Raw genomic sequence first — 24,499 nt, forward strand, 5'->3', positions numbered from 1 at the left:
GCGCATGTTGTTGATGTCCGCCATTGTCAGCGGCCTGGGTCTGGGAAGCATGTACGGGCTGATGGCCCTGGGCTTCTACCTGACCTACGCCGTGTCGGGAACGGTGAATTTCGCCCAGGGCAGTTCCATGATGCTGGGCGCCGTGCTGACCTACACGTTCGTCCAGACCCTGGGCTGGCCGCTGGCGCCCGCGCTGTTGGTGGCGCTGGCGCTCTGCGCCCTGTATGGGCTGGTGGTCGAGCGGCTGGCCGTGCGGCCGTTTGCCAGCCGGGGCTCCAACGCCTGGCTGATGTCGACGGTGGCGCTGGGCATCGTGCTGGACAACGTGGTGATGTTCACCTTCGGCAAGGAACCGCGCAGCCTGCCTTCGCCTTTGGCCCAAGCCCCGCTTGAAATCGGTGGCCTGGGGCTGGGCGTCTACCCGCTGCAACTGCTGATTCCGCTGGTCGGACTGACGCTGGCCGCCGCGCTGCACACCCTGTCGCGCCGCACGCGCTGGGGCGTGGCGCTGCTGGCCGTGGTGCAGAACCCGAACGCCGCGCGGCTCATGGGCATCCCCGTGCGCCGCGCCATCATGGCCGCCTTCGCCGTGTCCACGCTGTTCGCGGGCGTGGCCGGCGCGCTGGTGGCGCCGCTGTTCAACGTGCAGGCGGACATGGGCACGCTGTTCGGCTTGAAGGCCTATGTGGTGGCCATCCTGGGCGGCATCACCAGCGCCTGGGGCGTGATGATCGCGGGCCTGCTGTTTGGGGTGGTCGAAGCGCTGATCACCGTGAACCTGGGCTCTGGGTACACCCACATCATCAGCTTCACGCTGGTGATCGTCATGTTGGCCGTGCGTCCGAACGGATTGTTCGGCCGCGCCGATGTCAGGAAGGTCTGATGAATAAGCGACTTGCATCGCGCCGGCTGTGGCTGGCGCTCTACGCGCTGCTGGCCGTGGCCGCCCTGGTTCTGGCGGCTACCGTCAACGGCTATTACGTCTTCGTGCTGGGCAACGTGGCGCTGCTGGCGTTGGCCGGCATTGGCCTTAACGTGCTGCTGGGGTTGACCGGGCAGATGTCATTCGGCCACGCGGGCTTCTACGCCATCGGCGCCTACACCGTGGCCATCCTGACCGGCCAGGCGGGCTGGAGCTTCTGGCTGGCGTGGCCCATGGCCGCATTGGTGGCGGGCGCCTTCGGCCTGCTGCTGGCCCTGCCCGCGCTGCGCGTGAAGGGGCCGTACCTGGCCATGATCACCATCGCCTTCGGCTTTATCGTTGAACACGCGCTGATCGAAGGCGGCGACGTCACCGGCGGGCAGAACGGCCTGATGGGCATCGCGCAGCCCGCGCTGGGCGGCATTGGCGGCGACCGGGGCGTGGCGATGCTGGCGATCGTGACCGTGTTCGTGGCGCTGGCGGCATACGCGCTGCTGTCACGCGGCACCTGGGGCGCCGCGATGCGCGCGGTGAAAGACAGCGAGACCGCCAGCGAATCCATCGGCATCAATCCCTTGATGGTCAAGACGGTGGCGTTCATGGTGTCGGCGGCGGTGGTGGGCTTGGCGGGCGGGCTGTACGCACCGCAGACCGGCATGATCACGCCGCACAACTTCAATTTCATGCAGTCGATTCTGTTCGTGCTGGCGGTGACGCTGGGCGGCGCGGGATCCCTGGCCGGGCCCTTGCTGGGCGCGGTGGTGGTGGGCCTGCTGCCCGAACTGCTGTCCAGCCTGGAGGAATACCGCCTGCTGTTCTTCGGCGTGTTCCTGCTGGTGGTGCTGTGGGCGGCGCCGGACGGCGTGGCCGGCTTGCTGTCGCGCTGGCGTCGCAACGCGGCGGGCCAGGCGCTTGCACCGCGCCATGGCGGCGGCATGTCGATGGGCGGGCGCGCCGGGCGCGTGCTGCGCGCCGATGCGCTGACCATGACGTTTGGCGGCGTGCGCGCCGTGCAGTCCGTGTCGTTCAACGTGCCGCCCGCCGCCGTCACGGCGCTGATCGGCCCCAATGGCGCGGGCAAGTCCACCGTCATCAACATGCTCAGCGGCTACTACCAGCCCACCAGCGGCGCGGTGTCGCTGGGTGACACGCCGCTGGCCGCCTTGCCCGCCTATCGCGTGGCGCGCGGCGGCATTGCCCGCACTTATCAGACGTCGCAGTTGTTCGACACCTTGACCGTGGAAGACAACGTGGCGCTGGGCATGGTGCGCGGCCGCCTGGGCGGGCTGCTGGGATCGCGCCGCTACCTGGCGCCTGACGTGCGCGAACGCGCGCGTGCGCTGCTGGGGTTCTGCGGCTATGAAGGCGCGCTGAACGTGCCCGCCGCCGACCTGCCGCACGTGGACCGACGGCTGGTGGAGATTGCGCGCGCCTTGGCCACCGACGCCGACATCCTGCTGATGGACGAGCCGGCCGCGGGCCTGTCGCGCGAAGACAAGACGCGTCTGGCCGGCCTGTTGCGGCGCATTGCCGAAGCGGGCGCGGGCGTGCTGCTGGTCGAGCACGACATGGCGCTGGTGATGGGCGTGTCCGATCACGTCGTGGCCATCGACGCGGGCCGCGAACTGGCCAAGGGCAACCCCGCCGAGATCCAACAGTCGCCCGCCGTGCGCCAGGCGTATCTGGGCGATGACAGCGCCCGGCGCGCGCCGGCCGCGCGGCAACGTCCGGAAGGCGCGCCCGTTGCGCCCGAGGTACTTGGCGTGGGCAACCTGGTGACCGGTTACGGCGCGAACCCCGTGCTGCACGGCATCGATCTGCAAGTGCGCCAGGGCGAGATGGTGGCGCTGCTGGGGGCCAATGGCGCGGGCAAGTCGACCTTGATGCGCACGCTGGCCGGGCTGCATCGGCCCGCGCAAGGCGGCATGCATTTGCAAGGAATGGAACTGAACAACCTGGCCGCCGACCGTATCGTGGCGCGCGGCCTGGTGCTGGTGCCCGAAGGGCGGCAGGTGTTTCCCGGCTTGAGCGTGCTGGACAACATCCGGCTGGGCGCCTTTCTGCACCCCCAGGACCGCGAGGCCCGTGTCGAGGAAATGCTGACGCGCTTTCCGCGCCTGCGCGAACGCCTGCATCAGCGCGCCGGCCTCTTGTCGGGTGGCGAACAGCAGATGCTGGCGATTGCGCGCGGGCTGATGTCCAAGCCGGTGATCCTGCTGCTGGACGAGCCGTCGCTGGGCCTGGCGCCCAAGATCATCGACGAGCTGTTTGAAGCGCTGGACCGCCTGCGCGCCGAATCCATGACGATTCTTCTGGTCGATCAGATGGCGGCGCTGGCGCTGTCGTTGGCGGACCGGGCCTATGTGCTGGAGTCCGGCCGTGTGGCGGCGCAGGGGTCGGCGGCGGAGATTGCGCAAGACGGCGCGTTGGCTCGGGCGTATCTGGGCGCATGAAGCGATGCACCCGCCGAGGTAACAACCGCCGAGCGGTTCCTTGCAACCAAGCCCGCCCCGCAGCCACGGCTGCGGGCGCGGACGCAACAAGAACGCAGAAAAGAACGCGGGCGGGCCTGCCTTGGGCGCTAGGCCGCGTCCGCTTCCAGGCGCGCCCCCGCGCGCACGATGCCGCAACGCTTGTGCGCACGCATCACCACGCCGACTTCGCTGTTGAGCACACCGTCCAGCTCACCCAGGCGGCGTGTCACCACTTCCCACAGATGCTGGCTGTCGCGGCACAGCACGTGCCAGAACAGTTGCGATGCGCCGCTGGTGCCGAACAGGCAGCGTGTGTGCGGATCCAGCGCCAGATGCGCGGCCAGCGCGTCAACGGCTTGCGGCCGCACCTGCACTGAAATCACCGCTTCCAACGGAAAGCCCACCAAGGCGGGTTCAACTTCCACCCGGAAGCTCAGCGCGCGACGCTCAACCAGATGCTGCAACAAGCGCTGCGCCGTGGGTTCGCTGACCCCGGCGTGTTCGGCCAGCTCGGCCAGGCTGGCGCGCCCGTCACGCATCAGATGCGCCATCATGCGCTGCTCGGGTTCGCTCAGCGCAGCGGGCGGCTGCGCGGGCGCGGCCTCGGCGGCGGCCACGGACGGCTGCGCCTGGATGCGCCACTGGCCCGCGCGCCTGAAGGGGCGCAGCACCAGGCGTGCTTCCACGTGTTCCACGCCGTCAATGGACGGCAACACCCGCGTCACCACGTCCGGCATGTCGGCGGCGTCGGCCAGGGTCAGTTCGGCCATCAGGTCGGCCGTGCCGGCCAGCGTCACCACGAGTTGGCTGATGTCCAGCCGCGCCAGTTGTTCCGCCACTTCCGGCACCCGGCCCGATCGACAGCGCACCCAGGCATGCAGCACCACGCCCTGCCCCATGGCCAGCGGATCGGGTTCGGCAATGACGCGCAGCGCATCGGCGTCCATCAGGCGGCGAATGCGGCGCGCCACGGTCCGTTCGGCGATGCCGGTGGCCGCGCCCAGCTCGCGCCAGGACGCGCGGGGGTCTGCCTGCAACGCGATCAGGCAGGCCAGGTCGGTGTCATCCAGCACTGGCGTTAAGGGCTTACCCTTACTTGACGTGGCTATATTCATTAATCTAACGTTCGCGCATTGAGAAAAACACAAATTTAAACTGTTTTTTTGACCAAAAATAAACTTTTACCTGAGGACGACATGAGCAGCCCATCCGCGACCTTGCGCAGCAAGCAAGGGGCAAGCGCCGCGCCCGCCAGCGCGGCGCCCGTATCCCGCGCCCGCACCATTCTGGCCGGTAGTGTAGGCAATGCGGTCGAGTGGTTCGATTGGACCATCTACGCCTCGTTCGCCATCTTCTTCTCCAGCCAGTTCTTTCCGGAAGGCAATGAAACGACGGCGCTGCTCGCCACCTTCGGCATCTTCGCCGTGGGCTTCTTCATGCGCCCAGTGGGTGGCTGGGTGCTGGGCATCTTTTCCGACCGCTACGGCCGCAAAGCCGCGCTGGGCCTGACGATTCTGATGATGGCGGGCGGTTCCCTCATCATCGCCATCACCCCGACCTACGCCACCATCGGCTTGGCGGCCCCGTTGCTGCTGACCGCTGCGCGCCTCTTGCAAGGGTTGTCGCTAGGCGGAGAGTATGCCTCGGCCACGACCTTTCTGGCTGAAATGGCGCCGCCGGAAAAGCGCGGTTTCTATTCCAGCTTTGTGTTCTTCAGCGCCGCCGTGGGCATCCTGGCCGCGTCCGCCGTGGGTTGGATTCTGACGTCCACCCTGACCAAGGCCGACATGGCCTCCTGGGGCTGGCGCATGCCGTTCCTGCTGGGCGCGTTCGGTGGCTTGGCGGGCATGTGGATCCGCCGTTCAATTCCCGAAACCGAAGCGTTTTCACACGCCAAGCAGGCCGGCATCGAAAAACAGCCGCTGCGCACGCTGCTGCGCGACCACCCGCGTGAAGTGCTGCGCATCGTGGGCTTTTCGGTGCTGACGACGTTTGCGTTCTACATCTTCGTGGCCTACGTGCCCACCTACGCCATCCGCCAGGTGGGCGCCGACCCCAAGACCGCGTTCGCGGCCAACACCGTGGCCTTGATTGTCTTCATGCTGGTGCAGCCGCTGTTCGGCATGCTGTCCGACCGCATCGGCCGCAAGCCGCAATTGATCTTCTTCGCGGCCGGCTACCTGGTGTTCTTCTACCCGCTCATGACCACGCTGGGCCCGTCGTTCGGGTCGATCCTGGCCGTGGAACTGTTCGGCCTGGTGCTGTACGCCATGTACACGGCCATTGCGCCGGCCATCATGTCGGAACAATTTCCCACCAGCGTGCGCGCCGTCGGCATCGGCACGCCGTATAACCTGGTTGTGGCGCTGCTGGGCGGCACCACGCCCTACCTGCTGACCTGGCTGCAAAGCAAGGGCATGGAACGCTGGTTCTTCTACTACGTGCTGGCCGGCGCCGTGATCACGTTGATCACCTTCATCCGCATGCCGGAAACGCGCGGGCAGACGCTGAAGTAACTGGTGAAGTAGTTGCTGAAGGCATCATTGAAGCCGATGCTGAAGTCGCCGCTGAAGCCATCTCTGAAATCGCTCCAGCACGCGCCGTATAAACGCTTTCCGGACCCGTCAGGGCCGGAAGGCTTTTCCTTTTCTTGAAGAGAGCCATGCCAGCACAAGACCCCACCGACCTGCATTTTCGAGACGCCCGCGAACTGGCCCGCGCCATCCGTGACCGTGAACTGAGCTCGCGCCAGGTCACCGCCCACTTCCTGGACCGCATCGAACGCGCCGCGCCGCTGGCGGCCTTCAGCGAGGTCACCGCCGAACGCGCGCTGGCCCAGGCCGACGCGGCCGACCGGTTGCAGGACGCGGGCATACTGCTGGGGCCCTTGCATGGCGTGCCGGTGGCCGTGAAGGACAGCATCCAGTGGCAGGGCACGCCCACCACCGGCGGCTCACAAGCGCGGCGTGGCGTGATCAGCAACGAAACCTCGACGGCGGTACGCGCGCTGGCGGCGGGGGGCATGGTGATTCTGGGCAAGACGCGCATGACGGAATTCGCTTTTGGGCTGTCGGGCCAAAACCCCACCCAAGGCACAGCGCGCAACCCGTGGGACGCCAAGGTCGCCCGCGCACCCGGCGGTTCGTCAAGCGGCGCGGGCGTGGCGGTGGCGGCGGGCCTGACGCCCATCGCGCTGGGTGGCGACACCGGCGGTTCGGTGCGCGCGCCCGCGGCGCTCAATGGGGTGGTGGGCTACAAGCCATCGTCGGGCCTGATCAGCCGCGCGGGCTGCCTGCCACTGTCGGACACGCTGGATGTGCTGGGCCCCATCGCCCGCAGCGTGGCGGACGCCCGGCTGCTGGCGCAAGTACTGGCCGGACCGGATGTGGACGACCCCGCCACCCTGGCGTTGCCCGCGTCCTGCGTCACCGCGCTGCGCCATCCCGTGGCGCGCCGAGTCGCCACCGTCGCCGTATTGGCCCCGCAAGCCTGGCCCACGCCGCTATCAGACGCCGCCCTGCAGATCTGGCATCAGACTCAAGAGCGCCTGGCGCACGCCGGGCTGACGCCCACCACCTGGCATCCGCCCGCCTCCTTGTCGTTCGCCCGCATGGCGGACGACAACTCGTTGGTGCTGGCGTACGAGGCCTATCGCTATTTCGGCGCGCTGGCCGAAGACCCCGCCGCGCCCTTGTGGGAAGTGGTGCGCGCGCGCATCGCGGCGGGCGGCCGGATCGCGCAGGCAGACTACGAAGCCGCGCTGAACCGGCGGCAGGCCGACATGGCCGCATTCGCCACCGCCATGCAAGGGCTGGACGCCCTGCTGATGCCCGCCTGCGACCAGGCCGCGCAGCCGCTGGACGCCGAAGACGTGCGCCACGTGGGCCTGGGCAAACTGCTGCGCCCCGCCAATTTCCTGGGCGCGGCTGCCATCACCCTACCCGCCGGTTTCGACGCCGACGGCATGCCGATCGGCGTGCAACTGCTGGCCCCCGCAGGCCACGACGCCACCCTGCTCGACTGCGCGGCAACGCTGGAACGAGTGCTGGCACCGACACAACAAACGCCCGACATGTCACCGTGGGACCTGTAGGATGGGTGTAGCGCGCAACGCAGGTCATTAGAAAACCGACAAAGTTCGCGCGAAACCCATCAAGCAACGGTGGAATTCTGAAGAGCGGCGGCAAGAACCCAAGGGTTTTGAAGTGGCGTCGTCGATAACGTCCAAGGGTTCTGAAGTGGCGTCGTCGAAAGCGCGCAAGGGTTCTGTAGCCGGGCCATCAAAACCACGGCGGTCTTTAACCATTGCGGCGTTATGCCATCGGCGGGTGATGGGTTGCGCGCGATCGGCGGTGGCGCAGTGGTGGAGAGTTTTGCGCGCTTCACCCATCCTACGTGCCCAGCACTTCCTCCCATAAAAAAAACGCCCCTGCCATTCTTCATGGCAGGGGCGTTCTTCATGAAGACCCGCTGTTTTACAGCGCCTTCTTCAATTCCTGAACCTTGTCCGTGGCTTCCCACGAGAACTCCGGCTCGGAACGGCCAAAGTGGCCGTAGGCGGCGGTTTTCGCGTAGATCGGGCGCAGCAGATCCAGCATGTTCACGATGCCCTTCGGACGCAGGTCGAAGTGCTCGCGCACCAGCTTGGCGATCTGGTCGTCGGGGATGACGCCCGTGCCTTCGGTGTAGACCGTGATGTTGATCGGTTCGGCCACGCCGATGGCGTAGCTGACCTGCACCTGGCACTGGCGCGCCAGGCCGGCGGCCACGATGTTCTTGGCCACGTAGCGGGCCGCGTAGGCAGCCGAACGGTCAACCTTGGACGGATCCTTGCCCGAGAACGCGCCGCCACCGTGCGGGCAGGCGCCGCCGTAGGTGTCGACGATGATCTTGCGGCCGGTCAGGCCGCAATCGCCTTGCGGGCCGCCGATGACGAAGCGGCCGGTCGGGTTGACCAGGAACTTCGTTTGCGGCGTGATCAGGCCTTCGGGGAAGCTCGGCTTGATGATGTCTTCGATCACCGCTTCGCGGATGGTCTCTTGCGTGACTTCCGGCGCGTGCTGGGTCGACAGCACCACGGTATCGACTTCCGCCGGGCGGCCGTCAATGTAGCGGAAGGTCACTTGCGACTTGGCGTCCGGGCGCAGCCACGGCAGGCGGCCGTCCTTGCGCAGTTCGCTCTGGCGCTGCACCAGGCGGTGCGCGTACCAGATCGGGGCGGGCATCAGGTCGGGCGTTTCGTCGCAGGCATAGCCGAACATCAGGCCTTGGTCGCCCGCGCCCTGGTTCAGATAGTCTTCCGAGCTGCGGTCGACGCCTTGGGCGATGTCGGGCGATTGCTTGTCGTAAGCAACCAGCACCGCGCAGCCCTTGTAGTCGATACCGTATTCGGTGTTGTCGTACCCGATGCGGCGGATGGTGTCCCGCGCAACCTGGATGTAGTCCACGTTGGCGGTGGTGGTGATTTCACCAGCCAGCACGACCAGGCCCGTGTTGCACAGCGTTTCGGCTGCAACGCGCGCGTTGGGGTCCTGCGTGAAGATGGCGTCCAGGATCGAATCGGAAATCTGGTCGGCAACCTTGTCGGGGTGCCCTTCGGAGACGGATTCGGAAGTGAAGAGAAAATCGTTATTGGCCACAGATGCGTCCTTAGTGTCCGGCTTTGCCGGCGCATAGGTTCACGAGGCGCGTTGCACCCCGGACTGCATGACATACGCTATCTGGGCGCGACGCTTTAGCGGATTTGGCAAAGGCCGCGCAAAGCGCTTTACCCTTGCCGTCGCCCCGCAAGTTGTCGGTTAACTCGGCGACTGGACGGATTTTAAGCGAAAATGCCGTTCTTATGCTGGCGGCGGGGGTATGAACATATTCCCGAACACCGGCATAACCCTGCCCGTCCTTTTCTATTTGCCGCATGCTGCTCGCCCTGTTCCGACTTTTCGCCGCCCTGCCGCTACCCGTTGCGCACGCCCTTGGCCGCGCGGCGGGCCTGGCCGTGTACGCCTGGCCCGGCAAGTATCGGCGGCGCCTTCAGGCCAATGCCGCGCAGGCCGGCTACCCGGGCGCGGCCTTCGCGCGCCAGGCCGCGGCCGAGACCGGCGCCATGATTCTCGAGAACCCGCGCGTCTGGTTCAAGAACGAGGAAAGCCTGGCCCAAGTGGTATCGGACGATAACGAGGTGGTCGACGCCGCCCGTGCCGAAGGCCGGGGCATCCTGTTCCTGACGCCGCACCTGGGCTGCTTCGAGATCACCGCCCGCTATCTGGCCCGCCAGATGCCCATGACGGTCATGTTCCGCCCCCCGCGCAAAGACGTGCTGGCCCCGCTGCTGGAGACGGCGCGCAACAGTTCCGCCGTCAACGCCGTCCCGGCCACCATGCAAGGCGTGCGCGAATTCGTGCGCGCGCTGCGTCGCGGCGAATCCGTGGGCATGCTGCCTGACCAGGCGCCCAGCGTGGGCGACGGCGTGTGGGTCCCGTTCTTTGGCCGGCTGGCCTACACCATGACGCTGCCCAGCAAGCTGGCCACGCAAACCAACGTTCCCATCATCCTGACCGCCGGCGAACGCCTGCCGCGCGGCAAAGGCTGGCGCATCCACTACGTGCGCGTGCCCGAACCGCTGCCGGCCGACCCCGAAGCCCAGGCGGCGCTCATCAACGCCGCGATGGAAACGCTGATTCGACGGTGCCCCCAGCAGTACCTCTGGAGCTATAACCGCTACAAAACGCCGCGCGGGGCGCCCCCGGCCCCTGATGCCAACGCCAACGCCGATGCCGATGCAGACACCGACAGCATTCGGCAGGTCCGCTGACCGTTCCCGCCCGGCCCTTTCCCCAAAACGATGACAGATTCAAAGACGCGCACGCTGGTTTCCCTGTTGAAGTGGTTCGGCCGCATCAAGCCCTCGACCCGCCAGCGCATCGGCGCCGTGCTGGGCTGGCTGGCGCCACGGCTGGCGAAGTCCCGGGCGCGCATCGTGCGGCGCAATCTTGAACTGTGCTTTCCCGACCAGCCGGAATCGGTGCGCGAGCAATGGGTGGCGGACCACTTCCGGGCCTTGGCGCAATCCATCGTGGACCGGGGCGTGCTCTGGTACGGCACCCCAGAGGCCATCAAGGACATGGTCACGCAGACCGGCGCCGAACGCATCAACGAGCTCACCGCCCAGGGCCGCCCCGTGATTTTGCTGGCGCCCCACTTCATTGCGCTGGACGCCGCCGGCACCCGCCTGACCATGGAAGTGCCCAGCGCCGCCACCATGTACACGCCGCAAAGCGACCCCCACATCGACGCGGTCGTGGCCGCCGGCCGGGCCCGCTTCAACGAGGTGTTTCTGGTCAGCCGCAAGGACGGCGTGCGTGACCTGATCCGCCACCTGCGCGCGCCGCGCCCGATCTATTACCTGCCCGACATGGACTTCGGCCGCCAGGGGTCCGTGTTCGTGCCGTTCTTCGGCGTGCAGGCCGCCACGCTGCTGGCCACCGCCCAGCTTGCCCAGAAATGGAATGCCGCCGTGCTGCCCATCGTGGGCTTCTGGAACCCCGAGACCGGCCGCTATCACATAGACGTCCTGCCTCCGCTTGAGGATTTCCCCGGCGCGGCGTCCCTGGAAGAGGCCACCGCCCGCCTGAACCGCGAGCTGGAATCCTGGGTGCGCCGCTGCCCCAGCCAGTACTACTGGGTTCACCGCCGCTTCAAGACCCGCCCGCCCGGCGAAGCCAAGCTCTATTGATTCCGCCCTGGCTTCCCGCGTCCGAATAATGGGCGATAATCCAGCGATGAACTGGAACTTCACCAAAATGCATGGCGCGGGCAATGATTTCGTCGTGCTCGACGGGGTCCGCCAGACCATCGAAATGACGCCCGAGCGCGCCCGCGCCCTGGGCGACCGGCACTTCGGCATCGGCGCCGACCAGATCCTTCTGGTTGAACGCGCCACCCGCCCGGACGCTGATTTCCGCTACCGCATTTTCAATTCCGACGGCAGCGAAGTCGAACACTGCGGCAACGGCGCGCGCTGCTTCGTGCGTTTCGTGCACGAACAAGGCCTGTCCGACCGCAACCCGCTACGCGCCGAAATCGCCACCGGCATCCTCGTGCTGGATGAAGGCGACGACGAACAAGTCACGGTCGACATGGGCAGCACCCGTTTCGAGCCCGAAGCCCTGCCCTTCGACACCACCGGCCTGGCCTCGCAACGCGAAGGCGAAGACACGCTCTGGGAATTGGACATCGACGCGCCCGCCGGCGTGCCCGGCAAAGTGCTGTTGTCCACCGTGGCCATCTCCAATCCGCATGCGGTGCAGGTGGTGGACAACGTTGACACCGCCCCCGTCGCCATTCAAGGCCCGCTGATCGAAACCCATCCGCGCTTTGCGCGTCGCGTCAACGCCGGCTTCCTGCAAGTGATGGATCGCCACAACGTCCGCCTGCGCGTCTTCGAACGCGGCGCGGGTGAAACCCTGGCCTGCGGCACGGGCGCCTGCGCCGCCGTTGCGGCCGGCATCCGCCGCGGTTTGCTGGAATCGCCCGTGCGCGTGCAAACCCGTGGCGGCGTGCTTACCGTTGCCTGGAATGGCGACCAACTGCGCATGACCGGCCCCGCCGAATCCGTGTTCACGGGGCAAGTCGACATCGACAAGCTCGTCTTCTCCATGGCGCTGAACCGCTGACCCTATGACTGATACCGCTTTCACCGCCCAAGACATCGCCGCCTTCCTGCAAGACCATCCCGGCTTCTTTGACGAGCACGCCGACGTGTTCGCCACCATGCAGGTACCGCACCCGCATGGCTCGCGCGCCATTTCGCTGGGCGAACGCCAAATCCTGACGCTGCGCGAACGCAACCGCGAACTGGAATGGCGCTTGAACGAACTGGTGCGCAACGCCACCGCCAACGAAAGCATCGGCTCGCATCTGGCCAAATGGTGCAGCCGCCTGCTGTCGGAAAACGACGCGCAGCGCGTGCCCGGCGAAATCGCGCTTGGCCTGGCCGAACAGTTTGAACTGAACCACGTGGCGCTGCGCTTGTGGAACCTGTCCGAGCTGGCGCCCACGGGCTACGGCGAACCCACTTCGCAAGACGTGCGCACGTTCACCGACAGCCTGAAGACGCCGTACTGCGGCACCGATACCGACTTCGAAGCCGCGGGCTGGCTCGACAGCAAGCCCAAGTCGCTGGCATTGGTGCCGCTGCGGCTGGAGGCCGACGGCCCCGCCGTGGGCTTGCTGGTGCTGGGCTCGGACGACCCCGAACGCTTCACGCCTGAAATGGGCACGACGTTTCTGGAATCCATCGGCCAACTGGCTTCGGCGGCCTTGCATCGCCTGAATCCCGCGTCGCCGAAGGCCTAGCGCAAACCAGGGCGGGCGGACAAATGACCCAGACCACGCAAGACGCGCCCCCGCCCGACCCTGCCCCCGGCGCCGAGGCTTTGCCCGACCCGATGCGCGCCTGGTTGCGCCATCTGGAAACCAACCGCCGCTATTCGCCTCACACGCTGGACGCCTATCGTCGCGAGCTGCATTTCCTAAATCAGCTTGCCGACCGCGCCCGGCTGCCGTTGGACAAGATTGCCAACGGCCATATCCGCCAGTTTGTCGCTCGGCTGCATGCCGAAGGCAGAGGCCCACGCAGCCTGGCCCGCACCTTGGCGGCCTGGCGCGGCTTCTACCAATGGTGGGCCCCCGCAATCAACCTGGCCGGCAACCCCGTGGCCGGCGTGCGCGCGCCCAAGGCCCCGCGCGGCCTGCCCAAGGCCTTGTCCGTGGAGCAGACCCAAGCCCTGCTTGACCGGCCCACCGCCAAAGTCGCGAACGAACCCGCCGCGCTACGCGACCAGGCCATGTTCGAACTGCTCTACTCCAGCGGGCTGCGCTTGTCGGAACTGGTGGGCTTGGACCTGCGCTACACACGCACGGCCGATTACGAATCGCGCGGCTGGTTGAAGCTGGACGAAGCCGAGGTCGAGGTGCTGGGCAAGGGCGGCAAGCGCCGTTCCGTGCCGGTGGGCCAGGCCGCCGTTGCCGCCTTGCAGAAATGGATAGCCGCGCGCCCGCAATTGGCGCCGCCCGCGCCACAGCCGGAGGACGCCGCCGCGTTATTCCTGGGCGCGCGGGGCAAGCGTATCTCGCCCCGCATCGTGCAATTGCAATTGGCGCAGGTTGCCCAAGCAGCGGGCTTGCCCACGCATGTGCATCCGCACGTGTTGCGCCACAGCTTCGCCAGCCATGTATTGCAGTCGGCGCAAGACTTGCGCGCCGTTCAGGAAATGCTGGGCCACGCCAATATCTCGACCACCCAGGTCTACACCCGGCTGGATTTTCAGCATCTGGCCAAAGCCTACGACCAGGCGCATCCCCGCGCGGGGCGCAAGTCCTGAAGCAGGCTAGCCGCCTCCGGCCACCATGCCGCCCAGCAGCATGACGCCCAGCAACAGCACCGCCACCGCCGCCAGCGCTTCCACCCCGTAGCGCACGCGCGCCGCGCCCGTGCTCGACAAGCGTTGGCCGATGCGCGTGGCCGCGCCGCCGGCGGCCACGGCCAGGCAAGCCAGCGCCGCCACGGTCAAGCCCGTGCCCAAGCCCATCGCCAATGCCGACGCCACGCCGGCCAGGAAGAAGCCCTGCGACAAGGCGAACACCAGCACGATCAGCGCACCGCTGCACGGACGCAATCCGACCGCCAGGATGGCCGACGCGGCGCGCCGCCAGTTCAACTGGCCGGCGACCTGATCGGGCGCCGGCACATGCGCATGGCCGCATCCGCAATCATCGTCGTGGTGATGGTGGTGGTGATGCGTATCGGCATCGGCATGCGGCACCGGCGCATGCACGGCGATGGCGCGCAGCGCAGCCGCGCCCTTCAATGCTGAAGCAGGCGTCGGAGCGGTTGGGACATGGGACACGTTGGGGACAGTGGGCGCATCAGGCATGGGTGCATTCGCCACCACCGCCGCAATCGGCTCACCCCGACGCCGCAGCAATGGCCTGACCGCCTTGATCCACACCAGCCACGCACCCAGCAGCGTCACCAGCCCGTACGACGCCAGTTCCAGCCAACGCGTCGCCTGGTTCATCGTGGCGGCGGTTGCGTTGAACACCAGCGCCAGCACCGCCACCATCACAATCGCCACCAGCGCCTGGATCAGCGCGGACGCCAGCGCCAACAGCGCACCGTTGCGTGCCGTCTGCCGATTGGCCACTACATAGGAAGAGATCACCGCCTTGCCGTGCCCGGGGCCCAGGGCGTGAAACACGCCATAGGCGAACGACAGACCAATCAAGGTCCAGGCCGCGCCGCCGTCGGCCTGCCAGGCGCGCACCGCGCCCGTCAATTGACGGTAGAAATGGCTTTGCCAGACGGCCACTTGCCCAAAGAAACTGGCCAGCCAGCCCGGCCCACTCATGCCCGTGCCGCTTTCGGGCACGCCAAAAGGATGCGCGCCCTGCGCCGTGGCCACACCCATGCCGCCCAGCAGCAGCGACAGCAGCAGTAGCGCCGCCGCCGCCCGCCAGCCAAGGCGCCAGGAAGCCAGCGTTACGGGCATCGCACCTCGATGCGGTGCGTCAGCCCCTTGGTGATGGCGAACAGTTCGTCCGGCAATGCCTCCGGGTCGGCCGGGATCGCGGCCAGTTGCTGCATGGTCTTCCAATCCAATTCCTTGGGCTTGCGGTAGGCCGACGTACAAGTCGCGGCATCCGGGCCTCCCAGCGACACCGCGCCTTTCTCGTCAAAAGCGTACGCAACAAAATAAGTAGGGTCGTAGATATCCACCTGCGCGCCGTCGGCGCCCACCGGCATGGGCGTGGCCAAGGGCAAGGTGAACGACAGCGTCAGGCGTGTGGTCTTGGGGTTCCAGTCGACCTTGGCATCGCGCGGCGCCCCGAACGTGGCGGTCTTGCCGCCCACGGTGACGCGGGTGAAGTAGTGCGAAATGGGTTCACCCAGCGCCTTCATCCAATCATCCGCCATGCCCTTCAAGGTGGCGGCGGGCAAGGAGCCGCCCTTGCCTTTCGGCAGGCCCTGCGTGGCATAGGCGCCGAACATTTCATCGAACAACCAGACCTGGCGAACCGCCGTGATGCGGTGCTGCGCGTCGACATCGATGACCGCGCGGGCGTCGATCCACATATGCGGGTGCGCGCTGGCGGACCCGGCCGCCAGCAGTGCCGTCGCGGCGGTCAGGGCTGCAAGGCCGCGGCGAGCTGACGTACGTTCCATTCAAACATTTCCAGATAGGTAGCGCCGGGCTGTCCGGGCTTGGACAGCGCATCGGAATAAAGCGTACCACCCACCTTGGCGCCGGTCTCGCGCGCAATCTGCTGAACCAGCTTGGGGCTGGAAATATTCTCGACGAACACCGCCGGCACCTTGTCGCGCTTGACCTGTTCGATGATGCGGGCAATTTCACCGGCCGACGGTTCGGCATCCGTGGAGACGCCCATCGCGGGGATGAACGACACGCCGTAGGCATCGCCGAAATAGCCAAAGGCGTCGTGCGACGTCACGACCTTGCGGCGCGCTTCCGGAATGGCGGCGAACGTCTTCTTGGCCGCAGCGTCAACGGCTTCCAGGCGCGCGATGTAGGTGCCCGCGCGCTGGCGATAAGCGTCGGCATGTGCCGGATCGGCGGCGGCCAGGCCCTCGGCCACGTTGCGCGCATAGATCACGCCGTTGGCCAGGTTCTGCCAGGCGTGGGGATCCGAGTCGCCATGATGATGGTGATGTCCTTCCTTGTGATCTTGGTCGTGGTCATGCTCGTCATGCTTGCCATCGCCACCTGATTGCGCGAACTTGCGCGGCGTCACGCCTTTGCTGGCCACCACCGTCTGGCCGGCAAAGCCGGACGCCTTCGTCAGCTTGGGCAGCCAGGTCTCGAAATCCAGGCCGTTCACGAACAACACTTTCGCGGCGGACAGCTTCTTGGCGTCCCCCGGCGTGGGCTCGTATTCGTGCGCGTCGCCATCCGGCCCCACCAGCGTCGTCAGGCTGACGTCATCGCCCCCCACTTCGCGCACGATGTCACCCAGGATAGAAAAGCTGGCCACCGCCTTCAAGGGCTCGGCGGCATGCGACGCCCCGAACACGGCCGACAGGCACAGCCCGGCCATTGCCAACAAGGCGCGGCGACGCAGCGGCAACATGGAACGCATAATGAATCTCCTTATGAAGTCAGGCTTGGCGCATGCGGCGCGGCGCCCGCAGCAGCCCGCCTTGCGGGCCGCCGACGATGGAAAACAGGTAACAGGCGCCCGCCGCCAGAATGATCGATGGCGATGCGGGTACGTTGAAGTGGTAGGACACCAGCAAGCCGCTGACGGAGGCCAGCACGCCGAACCCGGCCGCCAGCGGAATCTGCCGCGCTGCCGACCGTACCCAGAAGCGCGCGGCGGCGGCGGGCAGCATCATGATCCCCACGACCATCAAGGTGCCCAGCACCTGAAAGCCCGCCACCAGGTTGACCACCACCAGCACCAAAAACCCCATGTGGACCCAGCCGCCCCCGCCGCCGCTGGCCCGCAGGAAACCCGGGTCCAGGCATTCGGCGACCAGCAGGCGGTAGATGGCGGCCAGCACCAGCAAGGTCACGCTGGCCGTGATGGTCACCAACAGCAGCGCCGCGTCGTCCAGGCCCAGCACCGTGCCGAACAGCACGTGCAGCAGATCCATGTTCGAGCCGCGCAAGGACACCAGCAGCACGCCCAGCCCCAGCGATATCAAATAGAAAGCGGCGAAGCTGGCGTCTTCACGCAGCGGGGTCAACCGCGCCACCACCCCGGCCAGCAAGGCGACCGCCAAGCCGGTGGCGATGCCGCCCAGCATCATGGCGCCCAACGACAACCCGGACAGCAGGAACCCCGCCGCCACCCCCGGCAAGATGGCGTGCGACATGGCGTCGCCCATCAAGCTCATGCGCCGCAGCACCAGAAACACGCCCAGGGGCGCCGCGCCCAGCGACAAGGCGCAGGCGCCGGCCAGCGCGCGCCGCATGAAGCCGTAGTCCAGAAACGGTGAAACCACCCATTGCGCCAAGGTCATGCGTAGGCCCTCGCATGCCACTGCCGCGCCACCTTCAGATGCGCGTCGCTCAAGACGCTGGCGGTATCGCCCCAGGCCACGACAGAGCCCGACAACAACAGGCATTCGGGAAAGTGGTCGCGCACAAGGTCCAGGTCATGCAGCACGGCGATCACCGTGCGGCCCTGGCCGTGCAGCCCGCACAGCAAGGCCATCAGGTCGTCGGCGGTATGGGCGTCGACCGCGGCAAAGGGCTCGTCCAGCAGCAGCACCGGCGCATCCTGCACCAGCATCCGCGCAAACAAGGTGCGCTGCATCTGCCCGCCCGACAAGGTGTCCACCCCGCGCCCGGCGGCGTCCGCCAGGCCCACCGTTTCCAGCGCATGCATGCAGCGTTCAAGTTCTTCGTGGCGAAAACGGCGCCACGCGCCGACCCGTCGCCAGGCGCCCATGGCCACCAGATCCAGCACCGTGACCGGAAACGATCGGTCCAGTTCGGCCGCCTGCGGCAACCAGGCCAGTTCGGAACGCCCCCCGCCGCTGATGCGCACGCTGCCCGCCATGGGGCGCAGCACGCCCATGATGCCTTTGATCAACGTCGACTTGCCCGCCCCATTCGGCCCGACCACGGCCGTCATGCCGCCGGCGGCAAAACAGCCCGACACGGACTTCAGCGCGGGATGGCCATGCCAGCCAAACGACGCATCGGCCAGCTCGATGGTGACGGGCGCCTTGCTCATCGCGGCCACCAGTCCAGCGCCCACCCCGTCAGCGCCCACAGCAGGGCGGCCGCCACCACGGCCGCGGCCATGCGGCGCCAGGCGGACACCAGAAAAGCAGAGCGGGGAATGGTGCCTTGCCGAAGCGCGGCGCCGGGCCGCGGGGGCAAAAGCGTGAAGTGAGACATGGAAAGCGGGCAGGCTAAAGACTAAAGACGTAGGGGCGGACAGGGGGAAAGAAGCACGCACCGGCCAGCGAAACCACGGCTAATCCGACATGCGTAGACCGCCTGAACTCGGCCCGGCTTATTTTTACAATGTTATATCATAACTAAACTGACTTGAATCTGGCCGAGGGTGCCCGCATATCTGAGTTTTCTGCTACTTTCCTGGCATCTCGCGCGCGTCGCGCGCGTCTTTCATTCAGATAAAGTCCACCATGCCCGCTCCGCCCCGTTCCCCCCGCAGCGACACCGTCGGCGCCCAGCTCAGCGTCGCCGAGACGCTGTGCGAACAGCGCGGCCGCCGCTTAACCCCCATCCGCCGCAAGGTGCTGGAACTGCTGCTTCGCCACGGGCGCAGCCTGAAGGCGTATGAATTGCTGGACGCCATGCGCGAAGTGCATCCCGGCGCGGCGCCTCCCACCGTGTACCGCGCGCTGGACTTTCTGATGGACGAAGGCCTGATCCACCGCCTGGACGCCGTCAACGCCTGGAGTGCGTGCCATGACGCCGGCGGCGCCCCGCATGATTTGTTGGTGGTCTGCACCGGCTGCGGCGCGGTGGCCGAAGTGTCCGACCCCGCCATGAGCCGCCAATTGGCCGAACGGGTCGCCCAAACGGGCTACGCCCTGGCCACGCACGAGACCGAGATCCGTGCGCTCTGTCCCCAATGCCAGAAAAAGCAGCCCGCCGACGCTGCGCATCATCACCACCATCACTGAAGCGGCATGTGGCTGGGCGCCCGTCATCCCCTGGCGCATTCCGGCCGCACTTGAAATCCGCAAAACCGCCCCAAAATAGTGATATCGCCGGATACTTGCCGGCCTACAGACGCGATCCGGACGGCTTCGGCCCCTGGGTTGATCCGGGGTTTGCCCCCTGCCCCCGACTGTGCTGTAATCCTGCGTCCGGCCGCTGTTGGCGGCCCACGCAGCCTGTGGCAAACATCATCCCGCACGGGGCAAAACGCCCTGTCAGCCTATGTTGAATGCCTGGGCTTCAGCTTTGACTTCACAGTCTTGACTTCACGCTAGCAGCTTCGCCATGAACACCCCGCGCAGTTTGGACAAAATGGTTCCCGTCACCATCCTCACCGGCTTTCTCGGTGCGGGCAAGACCACCCTGCTCAAACGCATCCTGACCGAATTCCACGGCCGCCGCGTTGCGGTCATCGAAAACGAGTTCGGACCGGAAAGCATCGACAACGACCTGCTCGTGCAGGACAGCGATGAAGAAATCATCGAACTGTCCAACGGTTGCGTCTGCTGCACGGTGCGTGGCGACCTCATGCGCACCCTGTCCGAGCTGCGCGTCAAGCGCGAAGCCGGCGAACTGACTTTCGAGCGCGTCATCCTGGAAACCACGGGCATGGCCAACCCCGGCCCCGTCTGCCAGACGTTCTTCATGGATGACGACATCGCCGAGTACTACCGCCTGGACGCGGTGGTGACCGTGGTCGATGCCAAGCACGGCATGTCCACGCTGGACGAACAACCCGAAGCCCAGAAGCAAGTCGGTTTCGCCGACCGCATCCTGATCTCCAAGCGCGACCTGGTCAACGAAGTTGACTACGAAGCGCTGCGCCACCGCCTGGTTCACATGAACCCGCGCGCGCCGATCACGCCGGTCAATTTCGGCGAAGTCGACCTGAAGTCCATCATCGACATCAGCGGCTTCAACCTGAATTCCATTCTCGACATCGACCCGGAGTTCCTGGCCGATGAGCACCCCGACGCCGCCCACAGCCACGCCCACGACCATGGGCATGACCACGGGCACGATCATGGCCACGGTCACGACCACGACCATGATCACGAAGGCGATTGCGGGGCGCATTGCGATCACGCGCACCATCACCACCCCAAGCACGACGACGAGATCGGTGCGTTCGTGTTCCGTTCCAACAAGCCGTTCGATCCCGCGCGCCTTGAGGAATTCCTGGGTGGCGTGGTGCAGGTCTATGGCCCCGACCTGATGCGCTACAAGGGCATCCTGTACATGAAGGGCATCAACCGCCGCATGTTGTTCCAGGGTGTGCACATGATGATGGGCGCCGAACCCGGCAAGCCGTGGACCGCGGCTGAAAAACCGTCCACCAAGATGGTATTCATTGGTCGTAAGCTGCCCCAGGAGATTTTCACCCGGGGCTTGGAGCAGTGCCTGGCGGGGTAATCCCCCTTCCCGACGTGACGCGATGCGACGAAGGCAGTACTGTGAGGTACGAGTAACGTAGTCAGCAAGCAGCACGAACCGGGAAAGGACGCCCGCGCCAGGATCGATTCATAGTGGAGTGTTTTCATGGCTACCAAGGCAGCAACTAAAAAATCAAGCAAGTCGACGAGCGATACGGCGATTGATCTGCCCAGCGAGAAGGAATTGCTGGCCATGCCCGAGTCCGACTATATGAACGAACGCCAACTGGCTTTCTTCAAAGAACGGCTCAAACAACTCGAACAGGACATCCTGGCCAACGCCGGCGAGACCACTGAGCACCTGCGCGAAACGCAGTTCGTGCCCGACCCCGCCGACCGCGCCACCATCGAGGAAGAACACGCACTTGAGCTGCGCACCCGCGACCGCGAGCGCAAGCTGCTGAAAAAGGTGCAACAGTCCATCGCCCGCATCGATAGCGGCGAATACGGCTGGTGTGAAGAAACCGGCGAACCGATTGGCGTACCCCGCCTGTTGGCCCGCCCCACGGCCACCCTGTCGCTGGAAGCGCAGGAACGCCGTGAGATGCGCCAAAAGCTGTACGGCGACTGATCCGTCCCGTTTTCGCGCCATGCCCTGAAAGGCTATGCTGGTTTCCAGCATGGCCTTTTTTATTGGCCGTCGCGCACCGCGCTTGATTTCTTTCGAACCGCCCCCAGCTAGTCCTTTCATAGGAAGGAACGCATGGAACAATTTCACGCCACCACCATCGTGTGTGTGCGCCGCGGCAACCGCGTCGCACTCGGCGGCGATGGCCAGGTCACCCTGGGCAACATCGTCGTCAAGGGCACGGCCCGCAAGATCCGCCGCCTGTACCACGACAAGATCCTCGCTGGCTTTGCCGGCGCCACCGCCGACGCGTTCACGCTGCAGGAACGCTTCGAGGCCAAGCTGGAAAAGCACCAGGGCAACCTGATGCGCGCCGCCGTCGAGCTCACTCGCGACTGGCGTACCGACCGCGTCCTGCGCCGTCTTGAAGCCATGCTGATCGTGGCCGACACCGAGCACACGCTGGTCCTGACCGGCAACGGCGACGTGCTTGAACCCGAGCACGGCCTGGCCGCCATCGGGTCGGGCGGCGCCTACGCGCAATCGGCCGCGCTGGCCTTGCTGCGCAACACCGAGCTGTCGCCCGAAGCCGTCGTCAAGCAATCGCTGGAAATCGCCGGCGACCTCTGCATCTATACCAACCAGAACCACGTCATCGAAACGCTGGGTGACTGACATCCGCCACGCGGCGCATGGGAAACCTCCCTGCGCCGCGGCCGCTTCCCCAGCCCGCCGCTCTCGCTTCAAGGATTCGCCCTCATGTCCGCATCCAACATGACGCCCGGAGAGATCGTCTCCGAACTCGACAAATACATCGTCGGCCAGAACCGCGCCAAGCGCGCGGTGGCCGTCGCCCTGCGCAACCGCTGGCGCCGCCAGCAGGTCGCCGAACCCCTGCGCCAGGAAATCCACCCCAAGAACATCCTGATGATCGGCCCCACCGGCGTGGGCAAGACCGAAATCGCCCGCCGCCTGGCCAAGCTGGCCAACGCGCCCTTCATCAAGATCGAAGCCACCAAGTTCACGGAAGTGGGCTACGTTGGCCGCGACGTCGACACCATCATCCGCGACCTGACCGAATACTCGATCAAGCAAACGCGCGAACTGGAAATGCGCCGCGTGCGCACCCAGGCCGAAGACGCCGCCGAAGACCGCATCCTGGACGCCCTGGTGCCACCCGCCCGCGGCGCCTCCGGCGAGCCGGAGCGCGGTGAAGACAACAGCGCCCGCCAGACCTTCAGGAAGCGCCTGCGCGAAGGCAAGATCGACGACCTGGAAATCGAGATCGAGGTGTCCCAGGCCGCGCCGCAGATGGACGTCATGACGCCCCCCGGCATGGAAGAAATGGCCGAGCAACTGCGCGGCATGTTCGCCGGCATGGCTCGCGACAAAAAGAAGCCCAAGAAAATGAAGGTGCGCGAAGCCTTCAAGCTGATCATCGACGAAGAAGCCGCCAAGCGCGTCAACGAAGAAGACCTGCGCACGGTTGCCATCAACAACGTTGAACAGAACGGCATCGTCTTCCTGGACGAAATCGACAAGATCGCCGCGCGCCAGGAATCCGGCGGCGCCGACGTGTCGCGCCAAGGCGTGCAGCGCGACCTGCTGCCGCTGGTCGAAGGCACCACGGTCAACACGCGCTATGGCATGGTCCGCACCGACCACATCCTGTTCATCGCGTCGGGCGCCTTCCACCTGGCGCGCCCGTCCGACCTGATCCCCGAACTGCAAGGCCGTTTCCCGATCCGCGTCGAACTGGAATCGCTGACCGCCGAAGACTTCGTGCGCATCCTGTCCGACACGGATGCGTCCCTGACCAAGCAGTACACCGCGCTGATGGCCACCGAAGACGTGCAGCTGGAGTTCACGGAAGAAGGCGTACGCCGCTTGGCTGAGTTGGCCTTCGACGTCAACGAAACCACCGAAAACATCGGTGCGCGCCGCCTGTACACGGTCATGGAAAAACTGCTGGACGAACTGTCGTTCGACGCCACCTCCAGCCAGGACAAGCACGTGAAGATCGACGCCGCCTACGTCAATTCGCAACTCGCCGAAGCCGCCAGCAGCCAGGATCTGGCCCGCTACGTGCTGTAAGCCGGTGCGGACTGGGCGCTAGGCCAGTGGGTGCCAAAGGGTGCAATACTTTTGCGCCCTTGCACTTGGCCCACTGGCAAAAAAGCCGCTTATCGCCTGATCGCGATAAGCGGCTTTTTCTTGAGCGCCCGTTTTTTCCTCTTCAGATCATGCGCTTCGGTTTGCGAATCCGAATCATGAGCTTCAGAGTCATGAACTTCAGTTAGTGATGGCGGTCACAACGTACTTGCCATCCTTGCGCGTGGCCGTAAAACGCACCTTGTCGCCCGCCTTGATCTTGGCCAACAGCGCCGGGTCCGCGTCATAGACCAGCGTCATCGCGGGCAGGTCCAGCGCCTTGATCTCGTCATGCTTGATTGTCACCTTGCCCGCGGCCGGGTCGACACGACGCACTTCCCCGCTGGCGTCAGCCTGCTGCGCAAACGCCAGGGGCGTCGCCAGCGACACAACGGCCATCGCGGTGGCGACGGCCATGGGCATTGCATACTTGCGGTCAAAAGCCATACAGGCATCCTCCATTGACACCGAAAGCCGCCCGGGAAGCACTGCGCCCGGTCTACTTTCCACAGTGCTAGGATACCGCCGTTACGAAACAGTTCCTGCGGCAGAACGCAACAATCCTGACGGTTGATTGCGAGCCTACCTCTTTGCGAGGTGCCCGCTTACCGCTGGACGCAACCCTCCACATTCACCAACTTCAGGACGTTTCACATGGCCAACCGCTTATCTGTCATCGCTACCCGCACAGGGGACGACGGCACCACTGGCCTGGGGGACGGGTCACGGACTCCCAAGGACGCCCCGCGCATCGCCGCATTGGGGGATGTGGACGAGCTGAACAGCGTAATCGGCGTGCTGCTGGCCGAACCGCTTCCCTCCGAGATCTCGATTGATCTGGTGGCAATTCAACACCACCTCTTCGACATGGGCGCGGAACTTTGCATTCCCGGCCATACCGCCGTCACCGACGAACAGGTCGCCCTGCTGGACACGCGTCTGGCGCATTACAACGCTACGCTGACGCCCTTGCGAGAATTCATCCTACCCGGCGGAACGCGCGCGGCCGCCCAAGCGCACGTGGCGCGCACCGTATGCAGGCGGGCGGAGCGGGCGGTGGTGGCGCTGGCGGCGGCGGAGCCAGTGAATGCGCCGGTCAGACAGTATCTGAACCGGTTGTCGGATCTGATGTTTGTGCTGGCGCGTTGTATAAACCAGCATGCAGGTCAGAAAGATACATTTTGGGCAGGCGCCCAAGCGCGCCGATAGCTTGCGGCCGGAATACGCCGGTC

Annotated in this window: 24 protein-coding genes; 15 read left to right on the forward strand and 9 right to left on the reverse strand. The window is 66.0% G+C overall.

The features are described from left to right. The first annotated feature begins 4 nt into the window (after nt 1-4). Complete coding sequence (locus tag M2361_RS18270; protein WP_100853873.1) at nt 5-883, forward strand: branched-chain amino acid ABC transporter permease; 879 nt, start codon at nt 5-7, stop codon at nt 881-883. Then, nucleotides 883-3,375, forward strand: coding sequence for a branched-chain amino acid ABC transporter ATP-binding protein/permease (locus M2361_RS18275; protein WP_259251043.1), 2,493 nt, complete (start codon nt 883-885; stop codon nt 3,373-3,375). The genes M2361_RS18270 and M2361_RS18275 overlap by 1 nt, the downstream gene beginning before the upstream one ends. A 128-nt stretch (nt 3,376-3,503) precedes the next feature. Here the strand turns inward: M2361_RS18275 and M2361_RS18280 are convergent, their stop codons facing one another. Then, nucleotides 3,504-4,511, reverse strand: coding sequence for an Lrp/AsnC family transcriptional regulator (locus M2361_RS18280; RefSeq protein WP_259251046.1), 1,008 nt, complete (start codon nt 4,509-4,511; stop codon nt 3,504-3,506). 81 nt (nt 4,512-4,592) lie between these two features. Here M2361_RS18280 and M2361_RS18285 point away from each other — a divergent pair, with 81 nt between their 5' ends. Beyond that, nucleotides 4,593-5,912 carry an MFS transporter gene (locus M2361_RS18285; protein WP_259251047.1) on the forward strand — a complete coding sequence of 440 codons (1,320 nt, stop codon included), beginning with the start codon at nt 4,593-4,595 and terminating at the stop codon, nt 5,910-5,912. A gap of 146 nt (nt 5,913-6,058) precedes the next feature. Continuing rightward, complete coding sequence (locus tag M2361_RS18290; RefSeq protein ID WP_259251049.1) at nt 6,059-7,489, forward strand: amidase; 1,431 nt, start codon at nt 6,059-6,061, stop codon at nt 7,487-7,489. Between the two features lie 382 nt (nt 7,490-7,871). Here M2361_RS18290 and metK read toward each other — a convergent pair whose 3' ends face one another. Further along, a complete protein-coding gene (gene metK, locus M2361_RS18295) occupies nt 7,872-9,035 on the reverse strand; it encodes a methionine adenosyltransferase (RefSeq protein WP_046802994.1) in 1,164 nt (387 codons plus the stop codon). A 275-nt stretch (nt 9,036-9,310) separates the two neighbouring features. On the opposite strand from metK, the gene M2361_RS18300 reads away from it, so the two are divergent. The 5 genes from M2361_RS18300 to xerC are packed head-to-tail and all read left to right on the forward strand — an operon-like array spanning nt 9,311 to nt 13,778. Next, nucleotides 9,311-10,207: a lysophospholipid acyltransferase family protein gene (locus M2361_RS18300; protein WP_259251053.1), complete on the forward strand. Its 897-nt coding sequence runs from the start codon at nt 9,311-9,313 to the stop codon at nt 10,205-10,207. 30 nt (nt 10,208-10,237) lie between these two features. Further along, the gene (locus tag M2361_RS18305) at nt 10,238-11,128 is read left to right on the forward strand and encodes a lysophospholipid acyltransferase family protein (RefSeq protein ID WP_259251055.1); all 891 of its coding nucleotides are present in this window, start codon (nt 10,238-10,240) and stop codon (nt 11,126-11,128) included. A 28-nt stretch (nt 11,129-11,156) separates the two neighbouring features. Further along, on the forward strand, nt 11,157-12,068 hold the full coding sequence (dapF, locus tag M2361_RS18310; protein ID WP_259251056.1) for a diaminopimelate epimerase: 912 nt from the start codon (nt 11,157-11,159) through the stop codon (nt 12,066-12,068). Nucleotides 12,069-12,072: 4 nt separating this feature from the next. Next, nucleotides 12,073-12,750, forward strand: coding sequence for a DUF484 family protein (locus M2361_RS18315; protein ID WP_259251058.1), 678 nt, complete (start codon nt 12,073-12,075; stop codon nt 12,748-12,750). 23 nt (nt 12,751-12,773) lie between these two features. Continuing rightward, nucleotides 12,774-13,778 (forward strand): tyrosine recombinase XerC, encoded by a 1,005-nt coding sequence (gene xerC / locus M2361_RS18320; RefSeq protein ID WP_310508920.1) that lies wholly within the window; start codon nt 12,774-12,776, stop codon nt 13,776-13,778. Nucleotides 13,779-13,784: 6 nt separating this feature from the next. On the opposite strand, the gene M2361_RS18325 is transcribed toward xerC, so the two are convergent. From M2361_RS18325 to M2361_RS18350, 6 genes are all read right to left on the reverse strand, one after another. Continuing rightward, nucleotides 13,785-14,864: a nickel/cobalt transporter gene (locus M2361_RS18325; protein ID WP_259251523.1), complete on the reverse strand. Its 1,080-nt coding sequence runs from the start codon at nt 14,862-14,864 to the stop codon at nt 13,785-13,787. A 71-nt stretch (nt 14,865-14,935) separates the two neighbouring features. Beyond that, nucleotides 14,936-15,529, reverse strand: a complete 594-nt coding sequence (locus M2361_RS18330; protein ID WP_259251525.1) for a DUF1007 family protein — start codon at nt 15,527-15,529, stop codon at nt 14,936-14,938. A gap of 50 nt (nt 15,530-15,579) precedes the next feature. Beyond that, nucleotides 15,580-16,551, reverse strand: a complete 972-nt coding sequence (locus tag M2361_RS18335; RefSeq protein ID WP_404976391.1) for a metal ABC transporter substrate-binding protein — start codon at nt 16,549-16,551, stop codon at nt 15,580-15,582. A 19-nt stretch (nt 16,552-16,570) separates the two neighbouring features. Continuing rightward, nucleotides 16,571-17,437, reverse strand: coding sequence for a metal ABC transporter permease (locus M2361_RS18340; RefSeq protein ID WP_259251059.1), 867 nt, complete (start codon nt 17,435-17,437; stop codon nt 16,571-16,573). Further along, on the reverse strand, nt 17,434-18,156 hold the full coding sequence (locus M2361_RS18345) for a metal ABC transporter ATP-binding protein (protein ID WP_259251061.1): 723 nt from the start codon (nt 18,154-18,156) through the stop codon (nt 17,434-17,436). Before M2361_RS18345 ends, M2361_RS18340 begins: the two co-directional genes overlap by 4 nt. Continuing rightward, nucleotides 18,153-18,323, reverse strand: coding sequence for a hypothetical protein (locus tag M2361_RS18350; protein WP_259251062.1), 171 nt, complete (start codon nt 18,321-18,323; stop codon nt 18,153-18,155). Before M2361_RS18350 ends, M2361_RS18345 begins: the two co-directional genes overlap by 4 nt. A gap of 251 nt (nt 18,324-18,574) precedes the next feature. On the opposite strand from M2361_RS18350, the gene M2361_RS18355 reads away from it, so the two are divergent. From M2361_RS18355 to hslU, 5 genes are all read left to right on the forward strand, one after another. Next, nucleotides 18,575-19,078, forward strand: coding sequence for a Fur family transcriptional regulator (locus tag M2361_RS18355; RefSeq protein ID WP_100853858.1), 504 nt, complete (start codon nt 18,575-18,577; stop codon nt 19,076-19,078). A 322-nt stretch (nt 19,079-19,400) separates the two neighbouring features. After that, nucleotides 19,401-20,528 carry a GTP-binding protein gene (locus M2361_RS18360; RefSeq protein WP_046802983.1) on the forward strand — a complete coding sequence of 376 codons (1,128 nt, stop codon included), beginning with the start codon at nt 19,401-19,403 and terminating at the stop codon, nt 20,526-20,528. Between the two features lie 126 nt (nt 20,529-20,654). Next, entirely contained in the window at nt 20,655-21,119 is a 465-nt protein-coding gene (dksA, locus tag M2361_RS18365; protein WP_006216410.1) for an RNA polymerase-binding protein DksA, read from the forward strand. Nucleotides 21,120-21,251: 132 nt separating this feature from the next. Continuing rightward, nucleotides 21,252-21,791, forward strand: coding sequence for an ATP-dependent protease subunit HslV (gene hslV, locus M2361_RS18370; protein ID WP_006216412.1), 540 nt, complete (start codon nt 21,252-21,254; stop codon nt 21,789-21,791). 84 nt (nt 21,792-21,875) lie between these two features. Further along, nucleotides 21,876-23,210 (forward strand): ATP-dependent protease ATPase subunit HslU, encoded by a 1,335-nt coding sequence (hslU, locus tag M2361_RS18375; RefSeq protein WP_259251065.1) that lies wholly within the window; start codon nt 21,876-21,878, stop codon nt 23,208-23,210. A 198-nt stretch (nt 23,211-23,408) separates the two neighbouring features. Here hslU and M2361_RS18380 read toward each other — a convergent pair whose 3' ends face one another. Next, a complete protein-coding gene (locus M2361_RS18380) occupies nt 23,409-23,714 on the reverse strand; it encodes a copper-binding protein (RefSeq protein ID WP_006216414.1) in 306 nt (101 codons plus the stop codon). A gap of 207 nt (nt 23,715-23,921) precedes the next feature. Here M2361_RS18380 and M2361_RS18385 point away from each other — a divergent pair, with 207 nt between their 5' ends. Further along, a complete protein-coding gene (locus M2361_RS18385; protein WP_259251066.1) occupies nt 23,922-24,476 on the forward strand; it encodes a cob(I)yrinic acid a,c-diamide adenosyltransferase in 555 nt (184 codons plus the stop codon). Nucleotides 24,477-24,499: the final 23 nt, after the last annotated feature.

The organism is Achromobacter sp. JUb104 (assembly GCF_024806975.1).
GTDB classification, from domain to species: Bacteria; Pseudomonadota; Gammaproteobacteria; order Burkholderiales; family Burkholderiaceae_B; genus Achromobacter; species Achromobacter spanius.